The sequence below is a fragment of the Arthrobacter mobilis genome (genome assembly GCF_012395835.1).
GTDB classification, from domain to species: Bacteria; Actinomycetota; Actinomycetes; order Actinomycetales; family Micrococcaceae; genus Crystallibacter; species Crystallibacter mobilis.
On sequence record NZ_JAAZSQ010000002.1, the window covers coordinates 19598 to 32274 of the forward strand.

The following is a 12677-nucleotide window of genomic DNA, read 5'->3' on the forward strand; positions in this document are numbered from 1 at the left end:
ATCGGAGGGTTCTTGCGGCTAACCTTGAGCTGGTAACTGCCCTGCGCAACGGGGAGCAAGGCAGCGCAGTACCACCCCCGCCGATGTTGATGTAGGAGAAACGTGCCAGCCAAGGCCCGCGAAAAGACCGGTAAGAAGCTCGTCATCGTCGAGTCTCCGGCCAAAAGCAAGACCATTGCGGGGTACCTCGGCGAAGGGTTCGAGGTCACCGCCTCGGTCGGCCACATCCGCGACCTGCCCCAGCCCTCGGAGCTGCCGGCCGAGCTGAAGAAGACCTCGGTGGGCAAGTTCGCCGTCGACATCGAGCACGGCTTCGAGCCCTACTATGTGGTGTCGCCGGGCAAGAAGAAGACCGTGGCCGAGCTGAAGACCATGCTCAAGGACGCCGACGAGCTTTATCTGGCCACCGACGACGACCGCGAAGGCGAGGCGATCGCCTGGCACCTGCTGGAGGTGCTCAAGCCGAAGATCCCGGTGCACCGGATGACCTTCTCCGAGATCACCCCGGAGTCCCTCAAGCGCGCGCTCAGCGAGCTGCGCGACATCGACACCGACCTGGTGGATGCGCAGGAAACCCGCCGGATCGTGGACCGGCTCTTCGGCTATGAACTCTCGCCGGTGCTCTGGCGCAAGATCAAGGCCGGCCTGTCCGCAGGCCGCGTGCAGTCGGTGGCCACCCGGCTGGTGGTCGAGCGCGAACGCGAGCGGATGGCTTTCCGGTCCGCCTCCTACTGGGACCTGCTCGCCCTGGTCGAACCGCTCGAGGCGGCCAAGGGCGGCTCCTTCAAGGCCAAGCTGGTGCAGCTGGACGGCGCCCGGGTGGCCAGCGGCCGGGACTTCGATGACCGCGGTGTGCTGAAGACCTCCGGTGCGGTGCACCTGGACGAGGCCGCCGCCACAGCCCTGGCCGAGGCCCTGGGCGGCGCGGACTTCGCGGTGCGTTCGGTGGAGAACAAGCCGTACACCCGGCGCCCGGCCGCGCCGTTCACCACCTCTACGCTGCAGCAGGAGGCGGCCCGCAAGCTGGGCTTCTCGACGAAGACCACCATGCAGCTGGCCCAGCGGCTCTACGAAAACGGCTTCATCACCTATATGCGTACCGATTCGCCGGCGCTGAGCGACCAGGCGGTGGGCGCCGCCCGCCGGCAGGCCGCCGAGCTGTACGGCCCGGAGTACGTCCCCCAGGCCCCGCGCGTGTACAAGGGCAAGAACAAGAACGCGCAGGAAGCGCACGAAGCCATCCGCCCCGCCGGCGACTCGTTCCGCACCCCCGGACAGGTCCGCAGCAGGCTCAGCAACGACGAGTACCGCCTCTACGAGCTGATCTGGAAGCGCACGGTCGCTTCCCAGATGGCGGATGCGAAGGGCTCCACCTCCACCGTCCGGCTCGGCGCCACCGCCGCGGACGGACGGGACGCGGTCTTCACCGCCTCCGGCACCGTGATCACCTTCCCCGGTTTCCTGGCCGCCTACGAGGAAGGCAAGGACGCTGCCCGCAACGAGGAGGACGACGCCGAGGGCGGCCGCCTGCCGAACCTGGACGAAGGCGACCGGCTGACCCCGCAGGAGGTCACCGCCGTCGGGCACGAGACCTCCCCGCCCCCGCGCTACACTGAAGCGTCCCTGGTGGCGACCCTCGAAGAGCGCGGCATCGGCCGCCCGTCCACCTACGCGTCCACGATCTCCACGATCATGGACCGCGGTTACATCCGCAAACGCGGCTCCGCCCTGGTGCCCAGCTGGATTGCGTTTTCCGTGGTGAAGCTGCTGGAGGATCACTTCAGCGACTACGTGGACTACGACTTCACGGCCGAGCTGGAAGAGGGCCTGGACCGCATCGCCAACGGCGAGGCCCGGCGGGTGGACTGGCTGAACGACTTCTACTACGGGGACCGGAAGGAAACCGGCCTGCAGACGGTGGTCAACGACCTGGGCGAAATCGACCCGCGGGTGGTCAACTCCGTCGACATCGCCGAGGGCATCACCCTGCGGGTGGGCAAGTTCGGCCCCTACCTGGAGCGCGCCACGGGGGATGAATCCGGCGAACCGCAGCGGGCCAACGTGCCGGAGGATCTGGCCCCGGACGAGCTGACCCCGCAGAAGGCCGCGGAGCTGATGGAGTCGCAGGGACCGGGCGAGCGGGTGCTCGGCCAGGACCCGGAAACCGGGCGGACCATCGTGGCCCGGGAGGGGCGCTACGGGGCGTACGTGACCGAGATCATTCCCGAGCCCACTGCCGAGGAGCTGGCGGCGCAGCCGGTGGAGTACTACAAGAACGGCAAGCCGAAGCCGCCGAAGAAGCCTGCCAAGATCAAGCCGCGCACCGGCTCGCTGTTCAAGTCCATGTCCGTGGACACCGTGACCCTTGAGGACGCGCTGAAGCTGATGAGCCTGCCGCGCGTGCTGGGCACGGACGCCGAGGGGAACGAAATCACCGTGCAGAACGGGCGCTTCGGCCCGTACCTGAAGAAGGGCACGGATTCGCGCTCCATCGGCTCCGAGGAGGAGATCTTCACGATCACCCTCGAACAGGCGCTGGACATCTACGCGCAGCCGAAGACCCGCGGCGGGCGCACGGCTGCCGCGCCGCTGGCCGAGTTCGGGGTGGACCCGGTGTCGGAGAAGAAGATCGTGGTCAAGGAGGGCCGCTTCGGCCCCTACATTACCGACGGCGTGACGAACATTACCGTGCCCCGTTCCACCAGCATCGAGGAACTGACCCGGGAGCAGGCGATCGAGCTGCTGGCGGAAAAACGAGCCAAGGGCCCGGCCAAAAAGCCCGTCCGCCGGAAAGCCGCCGCGGCGAAATAGCCCCGGGGGACCGGCTGCGTCCGGTGCGGCCGGAGGGCCGGCGGGCACCCGCCGGCCCTCCGGTGTGTCCGGGGCGGGCCCGTTCCGGACACGCCCGGCGGTTTGCCCCCGGGCAGGCGGGTGGCCACATAATAAGAGCATGCGTCTGGGCGTTCTCGACATCGGTTCCAATACTGTCCACCTCCTGCTGGTGGATGCCCACCCTGGTGCGCGCCCGGTCCCGTTCGCCTCGCACAAGCGCCCGCTGTCGCTGGTGGCCCACCTGGACGGCGCCGGCAACATCACCGGGGAAGGCCAGCGGGAGCTGATCAGCTTCATCAACGAGGCGTGGGCCTTCGCCGGCATGCACCGGGCCGAGGACATGCTCGCCTTCTGCACCTCGGCCATCCGCGAGGCCGGCAACGGCGCCGAGGTGCTCGAGCACGTGCAGCGGGAAACCGGAGTGGAACTGGAGGAGCTGACCGGGCCGCAGGAGGCGGCCATGACCCTGGTGGCGGTGCGCCGCTGGTACGGCTGGGGCGCCGGGACCATTCTCGACCTGGACATCGGCGGGGGGTCCTTCGAAATGGCGATCGGCCATGACGAGGAGCCGGATGTGGCCACGTCCGTGCCGCTGGGCGCCGGGCGGCTGACCCGGGACTGGCTGCCGGGGGATCTGCCCAGCGCCAGGAGCGTGCGCGAGGCCCAGGACTACATCCGGGCGATGCTGGAAACCGCTGTCGCGAAGTTCGACGGCGCCGGCCGGCCGGACCTGACCGTGGGCACGTCCAAGACGTTCCGCTCCCTGGCCCGGATCACCGGTGCGGCGCCCTCGGCAGCCGGTCCGTATGTCCGCCGCGAGCTGCGCCGCCGGGACCTGTCGCTGTGGACCCAGCGGCTGGCCGCGATGCCGGTGATGGACCGGGCCAACCTGCCCGGTGTCTCCGAAATCCGGGCCCCGCAACTACTGGCCGGCGCCATGGTCGCCCATACCGCGATGGAGCTGTTCAAGGTGGAGGTCATGCAGATCTGCCCCTGGGCCCTGCGGGAGGGACTGATCCTCAAGCGCTTCGACCATCTGCTCTATGACAGCGACATCCCGGTGGGCCCGGCCGGCACCGGGCCGTTCCGGAACGCCCTGCGGCCGCCGCTGGTGCCCGAGGCCGCCGGAAGCCCGGCGCCATGACCCGGGCCGGGGACGGCGGGACGCAGGAGGATGCGGACCACCGGATCCCGGTGGCACTCTCCAGCGCGTCGGTCTACCCGCTGGCGGTCCACGATGCCTTCGCGGTGGCTGCCGACCTCGGCTACGACGGCGTCGAAGTCATGGTGACCAACAACCATGATTCGCAGAACCCGGACGCGCTGAAGACCCTGCGGGAGCGCTACCAGCAGCCGGTCGTGGCCGTCCATGCCCCGACGCTGCTGCTCACCCAGCAGGTCTGGGGCAAAGCCTGGAACAAGATCGTGATGTCGGCGGCGATGGCGGCCGAGCTGGAGGCCTCCACAGTGGTGGTCCATCCGCCGTTCCGCTGGCAGAGCGGCTATGCGGAGGACTTCGCCGCCGGCATCCGCGGGATCATGGACGATTACGGGGTCACCATCGCGGTGGAGAACATGTACCCGTGGCGGGTGCGCGGGCGGGAGGCCGCGGCCTACCTGCCGCACTGGGACCCGCGCCCGCTTGGCTACGAGCACATCGCGTGGGATTTTTCCCACGCGGCCTCGGCGGGGGTGGACTCCTACGAGGAGATCCGGCTGATCGGCGACAGGCTCCGGCACGTGCACCTCGCGGACGGCTTCGGCGGCGGCTGGGACGACCACCTGGTCCCTGGGCACGGCGGGCAGCGCTGCGCCGAATCCCTGCAGCATCTGGCCGGGGCCGGCTGGGGCGGGGTGGTGGTGGCCGAGGTGAGCACCCGCAGGGCCAAGGGCGTGGGCGAGCGCGAGGAGCTGCTGGGGGAGACGCTGGACTTCGCCCGCCGTCACCTGGGCCACAGCAATTTCGAACTCAGCGACAATTAGGGATTGGGGCGCTCCCGCAGTGTCGGCTCCGCCGCGCGTTCGCGACCTGCCCCGCACGCTTCGTGCACGGGGACCCCGGGCCGTTCCCTTGCGGGCCCCTCGCGCCCCCCTCTTTGGGCGCTCCCGCAGTGTCGGCTCCGCCGCGCGTTCGCGGCCTGCCCCGCACGCTTCGCGCACGGGGACCCCGGGCCGTTCCCTTGCGGGCCCCTCGCGCCCCACTCTTTGGGGCGCTCCCGCGGCATTGCGCTGGCGGATTAAACGAGAAAGTGCCGGCGAGCGCACGGACGGTTGGGGGGAGACATCCGCTGCTCGCCGGCACCCGGACCAGACCAGGAAGCCTGATCCGTAATCACTCGCACCTTATGAGGTACCAACCAATGTACGGACCGAGTTTGGGATAACGCCCTTAAGAACCTCAAAGAACGCTGGGAGTTCGACTCCGCGCCCGGCCGCGGCCGCGTGATTCAATGGCAGCTATGAACGAGACTCTCCCGACTGCTCCTTCCGCTGATTCTTCCCCTGCTTCGGGCCGGATTGCCTTCCTTGGCTGCGGCTCCATGAACGAGGCGATCCTGGCCGGGCTGCTGGCCGCCGGCACCCCGGCTGCCAATATGACGGCCACCGTGCGCCGGACCGAACGGGCCGGGGAACTGCGCGGCCGCTATCCGGGGCTGACGGTGCTGGCGGAGAACGAGGATCCGGAGGCCAACAGCAAGGCCGTCGCCGGTGCTTCCGTGGCCGTCCTCGGCGTCAAGCCCGCCGGCATCACCGCCCTGTGCCGGAGCATTGCGCCGGCACTGGAGGCGCAGACCGTCGTCGTCAGCGTCGCCGCGGCGGTGACCATCGCCGCCATGGAGGCGGCGCTGCCGGCCGGGCAGCCGCTGGTGCGCACTATGCCGAACACGCCGCTGCAGGTGGGCCGCGGCGCCGTCGGGCTCTCGGGCGGCAGCCACGTCTCCGAAGTCCAGCTCAAGGAGGCCTCGGCGGTCTTCGCCGGCGCCGGGACGGTGGTCATGGTTCCCGAAGAGCAGCTGGACGCGGTCGGGGCAGTGAGCGGTTCGGGACCTGCGTACGCGTTCTACCTGGCCGAGGCGATGGCCGCAGCCGGTGTCGAACTGGGACTGGAGCCGGCCGTCGCCATGACCCTGGCCCGGGAGACCGTGGCGGGGGCGGGCCTGATGCTGGCCGTGGAAGGGGCGGATCCGGCCGCCCTGCGCAAAGCCGTGACCAGCCCCAACGGCACCACCGAACGTGCGATTGCGGCCTTCGACGCGGCCGGACTGCCGGCCATCATTGCCGCCGGAGCCCGGGCGGCCAAGGAGCGGGCCGCCGAACTCTCGCGCGAGCTGGGCTGACCGCGGCTGCCGGGACTTCAGGGCCTGGCGGCGAAGCGCTCCAGCAGGTCCACGTGGCCCGAGACAATCAGCATGTCCCGGCCGGAGACCTTGGTTTCCGGCCGGGCGTAGGTGAAGTCCTCGCCCGGGGACTTCACCCCGACCACCGTGACCCCGTACTTGGACCGGACCGCGGATTCCCCGAGGGTGAAGCCCTGGGTCTCCTTCGGCGGGTACATCTTCACGATGGCGAAGCCGTCGTCGAACTCGATGAAGTCCAGCATTCGGCCGCCCACCAGGTGCGCCGCCCGGCGTCCGGCGTCCGCCTCCGGGTAGATCACGTGGTTGGCACCGATCCTGGTCAGGATCTTCCCGTGCGAGGGGGTGATGGCCTTCACCCAGAGGTGTTCGATTCCCAGGTCCACCAGGTTCACGGTGATCAGCACCGAGGACTCGATGGAGGTGCCCACCCCGACCACCGCCGAGGTGAATTCCTGCGCACCCAGCTGCTGCAGCGCGTCGATGTTCGTCGCGTCGGCCTCCACCACATGGGTCAGCACGCCGGACCACTTCTGCACCAGCCCGGGGTCCCGCTCGATCGCCAGGACTTCGCGGCCCTGCTTGACCAGCTGCTCGGCGGTGGCGGAGCCGAACCGGCCCAGGCCGATCACCAGGACCGGGGCGTTGTGGGCCGGGCGGCCGTTTAGGGCGGACTTGTCAGCCAAGGATCGGCCTTTCTTCGGGGTAGTGGAACAGCTGGCGCCGCTCCCGCAGCGCCAGGGCGGACGCAAGTGTAATGGTACCGAGGCGGCCGGCGAACATCAGCGCCGCCAGCACGTACTTGCCCTCCGGCGGGGCCTCGGCGCTGACATTGGTGCTCAGGCCCACGGTGGCGAAGGCCGAGATGACCTCGAACAGCACCCGGTCCAGGCTGGCGCCGGTCATGGCCAGCAGCAGGCCCGAACCCACCGCCACGAAGGTGGCGCCCGCGACGATCACGGAGATGGCCACCCGCATGGCCCCGGGCGGGATGGTCCGGCCGTGCACCTTAACGTCGCTGTCGCCGCGGGCCTCGGCGATGATGGCCAGGAACATGACGGCAATGGTGGTCACCTTGATGCCCCCGGCGGTGGAGGCCGAACCGCCGCCGGCGAACATGAGGGCATCGGTGAACAGCATGCTGCTGGGCTCCATGGCGTTCATGTCCACCAGGTTGAACCCGCCGGAGCGGGTCATGATGGAGGCGAACAGCGCATTGACGAGCTTTTCGGGGATGCTCATGCCGCCCAGGGTGTCGGGATTGCCCCACTCCATGGCACCCCAGCCCAGCGCGCCCACCACCACCAGGATGAGCGAGACCTCGACGGTCAGCTTGGTGTGCAGGTTCCAGTTCCGGTACCGCCAGCCCCGCTCCATCAGCACCATGACCACGGGAAAGCCCAGGCTGCCCAGGAACACGCCGACCATCAGCGGGGTCAGGATCCAGCCGTCGTTCTCGTACGGCACCAGGCCGTCGCTGTGCGGGGTGAAGCCGGCATTGTTGAAGGCCGAAATCGAATAGAAGACCCCGTGCCAGATGGCTTGCCCGAAGGGCTCGCCCAGCACAATGAACCGGGGGATCATCGCCAGGGCCAGGGCCGCTTCGATGACCACCGACGTGGTAATGACGATCCGCAGCAGCGTGCCGACTTCGCCCAGCCGGCTGGCGTTGCTCAGGGCCGACTGGGCGATGAGCTTGCCGCGCACGCCCAGCCGCTTGCTGACCGCCAGTGTCAGCAGCGACGCCAGCGTCAGCGTGCCCAGGCCGCCGATGAAGATGCCCAGCAGGATCACCGTCTGGCCGAAGCCGGTCCAGTGCTCCGCGGTGGAGACCACTGTCAGCCCGGTGACGCAGACAGCGGACACGGCGGTGAAGAAGGCATCGTGCAGCGGGGTCACCTCGCCGCTGGTCGCCGAGGCCGGCAGGGACAACAGGGCGGTGAAGACCATGACGACGCCGGCGTAGACGAACAGCGCCAGCCGGGCGGGGGAGCTGTTGGCCAGACTGTCCACGAAATTGCGCAGCGTCCCCCACAGCGACGCCCTGCCGCGCTGCTGTACCGGCCAGGCCGGCGGGTTCTTCGTCATGCGGATCAGTAAATCACTTATTACGCGCCCGGCGGACGCCGAATATATCCGGCGGCATCATATCGCGTAGCCTGAGGGGAATGTCAGCGAATGCGCACCCGGGTCCTCCCACGCAGATTGTGTGGGACGAATCGATGCTGGCTTACAACTTCGGCACGGACCATCCGATGAATCCGGCTCGGCTGGACCTGACGGCCCGGCTGGCCGGCGAGTTCGGCCTTTTCGACCGCCCGAACGTGGCGGTGGTGCCGCCCAGGACTGCCACCGATGCCGAACTGGAGACCGTGCATGAGGCCGGCTACATCGCCGCGGTGCGCCGTGTCAGCGCACAGCCGGACGTGCCCGACGAGGAGCGCGGCCTCGGCACGGAGGACGATCCGGCCTTTGCCGGCATGCACGAAGCCAGCGCCAGGCTGGCCGGTGCCAGCCTGCAGGCGGCTGAGGCCATCCTGGCGGGCACCGCCCTGCATGCGGTGAATTTCGGTGGCGGGCTGCACCATGCCGCCCGGGACCGCGCCAGCGGCTTCTGCATCTACAACGACTGCGCCCTGGCTGTCCGGCACCTGCTGGACCACGGCGTGGAGCGGGTCCTCTACCTGGACGTGGACGCCCACCATGGGGACGGGACGCAGAATATTTTCTGGGACGATCCCCGGGTGCTGACCATCTCCCTGCACGAAACCGGCAGGTACCTCTTCCCCGGGACCGGGTACGCGGACGAGACCGGGGGGCCGGGCGCGCCCGGCAGCGCGGTCAATGTTGCCCTGCCGCCGTATACCGGGGACGCGGCCTGGATGCGGGCTTTCCATGCCGTGGTTCCCCAGATCACCCGCGCCTTCAAGCCCGAAGTGATCGTCAGCCAGCACGGCTGCGACGGGCATGCCCGGGACATGCTCACCAGCCTGCGCCTGAGCGTGGACGCGCAGCGGCAGATGATGCTGGATGTGGCCGGGTTGGCGCGGGAGGTCGCCGGCGGCCGCTGGCTGGCCACCGGCGGCGGAGGCTACGACGTCTACAACGTGGTGCCGCGGTCCTGGACGCACCTTCTTGCCATCGCCTCCGGCGAGCCGATCCCGCTGACCGCCCGGGTGCCGGCTGCCTGGCTGCGCTACCTGCGCGAACGCTACGGCCAGGACGGCCCGCCGGGCATGGGTGACGGCGCGGAGCTGTGGTGGCGCTCCTGGGAGGTCGGCTACGACCCGAATGACGGCGTGGACCGGGCAGTGATGGCCACCCGCAAGGCGGTCTTCCCGCATTACGGCCTGGATCCCTGGTTCGACTGACCCGCTCTCGCTGTCCGGGATGCCTGCCGGGGTATATGCAGTTAGGGTAATGGAATGGTCGTCGATGATGTCTTTGCCGTAATTGCCGAGTCCACCCGGCGCGAGATTCTCCAATCCCTGCGCGAGAGCGACAAGGCGGTGGGCGAGCTGGTGGAGGAGCTGGAAGTCAGCCAGCCGACGGTGTCCAAGCACCTGAAGGTCCTGCGCGAGGCCGGCCTCGTCTCCATGCGCGCCCAGGGGCAAAAGCGCTTCTATTCCCTGGTGGCCGCACCCTTGGAGGATGTGGCCGAGTGGGTGTCGGCCTTCGGGCTGGGCAACGGCGCGGCGGCCGGCACTGCAGGCCGGCTGGAGGCGCCGGCCGGGTCCGTCCCGGCTGCCGAGGACGCGGTGCTGCCGGCCGCTGTGGTGCTGCCCGGTTCCGCCGCGGCGCAGACAGCGGCCGAGGCAGGACAGCTGCCGGGCGGGGACCGGCTGTCCCCGGCGGGGCGTGCCCGCACCCTCGGCCAGGCCGCCGACCGGGCGGCGAACAAGGCAGCCAATAAGGCGGCGGACTTCCTGGCGCACCTGTCGAAACCGAACCTGACCAACCTGCCGCCGCTGCGCCGGCGGAAGAAAAACTGACCATCCGGCTGCGCGATGCCGGCGGGCGGACGTGGTGCCCGCGGCCCGGCGGTGCCGGTTACGCACCGGCGTGCCGATGTTTCGTCCTTGTTTCCAACTCCTCACTAAGTGTGGTTCCCTTTTACGGGCACCAATGAAGTTGCCAGCGGCGGCAGACGGTCCGGGGGAAGTCCGGGGGGCCGCGCGTCTACCGCAATTTTCATTCGGACAACTCAGGAAGGTGCCGCACATGGATGCCCGCTTGCTCGCTATCAGGGACGAAGTGTTCCGCAGGAATCCCGGCGAAATCGAGTTCCACCAGGCCGTCAACGAGGTCTTTGAAAGCCTTGCCCCGATTACAGGCAAGCACCCTGAGTATGCCGACGCGGCCATCCTGCAGCGCATCTGCGAGCCGGAGCGCCAGATCATCTTCCGTGTCCCGTGGGTCGACGACGCCGGCAGTGTGCAGATCAACCGCGGCTTCCGCGTCGAGTTCAACTCGGCCCTCGGCCCGTACAAGGGCGGCCTGCGCTTCCACCCCTCGGTCTACCTGGGCATCATCAAGTTCCTCGGCTTCGAGCAGATCTTCAAGAACGCCCTGACGGGCATGCCCATCGGCGGCGGCAAGGGCGGTTCGGACTTCGACCCGCGCGGCAAGTCCGACGGCGAGGTCATGCGCTTTTGCCAGTCCTTCATGACCGAGCTCTACCGCCACATCGGCGAGTACACCGACGTGCCTGCCGGGGACATCGGCGTCGGCGGCCGCGAAATCGGCTACCTCTTCGGCCAGTACAAGCGGATCACCAACCGCTACGAGTCCGGCGTGCTCACGGGCAAGGGCATCGGCTGGGGCGGCTCGCTGGTCCGTCCGGAAGCCACCGGCTTCGGGGCCGTGCTGTTCGCGCAGGAAATGCTCAAGACCCGCGGACTGAGCCTCGAGGGCCAGCGCGTGGTGGTCTCCGGCTCCGGGAACGTGGCCATCAACGCGATCGCCAAGGCCCAGGCCCTCGGCGCCACCGTCGTCTCGGCCTCGGATTCCGGCGGCTACGTCGTGGACGAGGCCGGCATCGACGTCGAACTGCTGCGTCAGATCAAGGAAGTGGAGCGCGGGCGGATCTCCGAGTACGCCGAGCGCCGCGGTTCCTCGGTCAGCTATGTCGCCGGCGGCTCCGTCTGGGACGTCCATGCCACCGTGGCCCTGCCCTGCGCCACCCAGAACGAGCTGGACGACAAGCACGCCGCCAGGCTCGTCGAATCCGGCCTGATCGCTGTCGCCGAAGGCGCGAACATGCCCTGCACGGCCGAAGCCACCGCCATCCTGCAGGAAGCCGGGGTGCTCTTTGGCCCGGGCAAGGCTGCCAACGCCGGCGGCGTGGCCACCTCCGCGCTGGAAATGCAGCAGAATGCCAGCCGGGACGCCTGGAGCTTCGAGCACACCGAACAGCGCCTGACCGAAATCATGGTCGGGATCCACCACGACTGCGCGGCCACCGCCGAGGAGTACGGCATGCCCGGCAACTATGTGGCCGGCGCCAACATCAGCGGCTTCAAGAAGGTGGCGGACGCGATGCTCGCCCTGGGGGTCATCTAGAATCGCAGCATGACCAGGACCATCCTCGGGCTGGATATCGGCGGGAGCAAGACGCACGCCATCCGGCTCGAGGATGGCCTGGTTAAGGCCGAGGCCGTCACGGCCAGCGCCAACGTGCAGAACGTGTCCCGCGAAGCGGCCTCGGCGGCGCTGGCGGAGGCGGTCCGGGCGGTGGGCGCGCAGACCGTGCAGGAGGTCTATGCCGGCGCCGGCGGCATCGATACCGACGACGACGCGGCGGCGCTGCGGGCGCTGATCGCGCCGCTGGTGCCGCGGGCGTCGATCCAGGTGGTCCATGATTCCCGGCTGGTGCTGGCCGCGGGGCGGGCCCGCATGGGCATTGCCGTCATTGTCGGCACCGGTGCCGTGGCCTGGGGGACCGACGCCCGCGGCCGGCAGGCCCGCTCGGGCGGCTGGGGCTATCTGCTGGGGGACGAGGGCAGCGGCTACTGGCTGGCCCGCGAGGCCGTGCGGCACTGCCTGGGCCGCCACGACCGGGACCTGCCGCCGGACCGGCTGTCCGCGGCGCTGCTGGCCGACTGCGGTCTGGGCCGGCCGGTGGAACTCATCGCGCGGTTCCACGGCATCGGCGCCGGCAGCCGGAGCGGCCCGGACCGCGGCTACTGGTCCGCGCGGGCGGGCGTGGTAGTGGCGGCGGCCGAGGCCGGTGATCCGGCCGCACGGGCCATCCTCGACGCTGGCACGGCCGAGATCGCGGAACGCATCCTGCAGGTGGCCCGCCAGCTGGACATCACCGGCCCGGTCATCCTCGGCGGCAGCCTGGGTGCCAAGGTGCCGCTGGTCCGCGAGGGCATCCGCCAGGCACTGGCCCCGCACGGCATCACCGACGTGGCCGGCCTGGACCGGGAACCGGTCTTCGGCGTGGACGTGCTGGCAGGGCTGGCCTGAGCGGCGCCGTGGAGCCCT

10 protein-coding genes are annotated in these 12677 nt (G+C 69.6%); 8 read left to right on the top strand and 2 right to left on the bottom strand.

Annotated features, from left to right (window positions below; translation table 11 throughout):
- Positions 1 to 102 precede the first annotated feature (102 nt).
- The 4 genes from topA (at position 103) to proC (ending at position 6170) form a co-directional block, all read left to right on the top strand.
- Entirely contained in the window at positions 103 to 2811 is a 2709-nt protein-coding gene (gene topA, locus HGG74_RS02460) for a type I DNA topoisomerase (RefSeq protein ID WP_168484776.1), read from the top strand.
- Positions 2812 to 2950: 139 nt separating this feature from the next.
- Entirely contained in the window at positions 2951 to 3976 is a 1026-nt protein-coding gene (locus HGG74_RS02465) for a Ppx/GppA phosphatase family protein (protein ID WP_168484777.1), read from the top strand.
- On the top strand, positions 3973 to 4815 hold the full coding sequence (locus HGG74_RS02470) for a sugar phosphate isomerase/epimerase family protein (protein ID WP_168484778.1): 843 nt from the start codon (positions 3973 to 3975) through the stop codon (positions 4813 to 4815). Before HGG74_RS02465 ends, HGG74_RS02470 begins: the two co-directional genes overlap by 4 nt.
- A 476-nt stretch (positions 4816 to 5291) precedes the next feature.
- Positions 5292 to 6170 carry a pyrroline-5-carboxylate reductase gene (gene proC / locus HGG74_RS02475; protein WP_168484779.1) on the top strand — a complete coding sequence of 293 codons (879 nt, stop codon included), beginning with the start codon at positions 5292 to 5294 and terminating at the stop codon, positions 6168 to 6170.
- Between the two features lie 17 nt (positions 6171 to 6187).
- Here the strand turns inward: proC and HGG74_RS02480 are convergent, their stop codons facing one another.
- Together HGG74_RS02480 and HGG74_RS02485 are read right to left on the bottom strand one after the other, a co-directional pair.
- Positions 6188 to 6874, bottom strand: coding sequence for a potassium channel family protein (locus tag HGG74_RS02480; protein WP_168484780.1), 687 nt, complete (start codon positions 6872 to 6874; stop codon positions 6188 to 6190).
- Entirely contained in the window at positions 6867 to 8276 is a 1410-nt protein-coding gene (locus tag HGG74_RS02485; RefSeq protein WP_168484781.1) for a TrkH family potassium uptake protein, read from the bottom strand. The genes HGG74_RS02480 and HGG74_RS02485 overlap by 8 nt, the downstream gene beginning before the upstream one ends.
- Positions 8277 to 8356: 80 nt before the next feature.
- On the opposite strand from HGG74_RS02485, the gene HGG74_RS02490 reads away from it, so the two are divergent.
- The 4 genes from HGG74_RS02490 (at position 8357) to HGG74_RS02505 (ending at position 12659) form a co-directional block, all read left to right on the top strand.
- Entirely contained in the window at positions 8357 to 9559 is a 1203-nt protein-coding gene (locus HGG74_RS02490; protein ID WP_246262601.1) for an acetoin utilization protein AcuC, read from the top strand.
- Positions 9560 to 9613: 54 nt separating this feature from the next.
- Positions 9614 to 10180 carry an ArsR/SmtB family transcription factor gene (locus tag HGG74_RS02495; RefSeq protein ID WP_168484782.1) on the top strand — a complete coding sequence of 189 codons (567 nt, stop codon included), beginning with the start codon at positions 9614 to 9616 and terminating at the stop codon, positions 10178 to 10180.
- Positions 10181 to 10409: 229 nt separating this feature from the next.
- Positions 10410 to 11750: an NADP-specific glutamate dehydrogenase gene (gene gdhA, locus HGG74_RS02500; RefSeq protein WP_168484783.1), complete on the top strand. Its 1341-nt coding sequence runs from the start codon at positions 10410 to 10412 to the stop codon at positions 11748 to 11750.
- Positions 11751 to 11759: 9 nt separating this feature from the next.
- On the top strand, positions 11760 to 12659 hold the full coding sequence (locus tag HGG74_RS02505) for an N-acetylglucosamine kinase (RefSeq protein ID WP_168484784.1): 900 nt from the start codon (positions 11760 to 11762) through the stop codon (positions 12657 to 12659).
- The last annotated feature ends 18 nt before the right edge of the window (positions 12660 to 12677 follow it).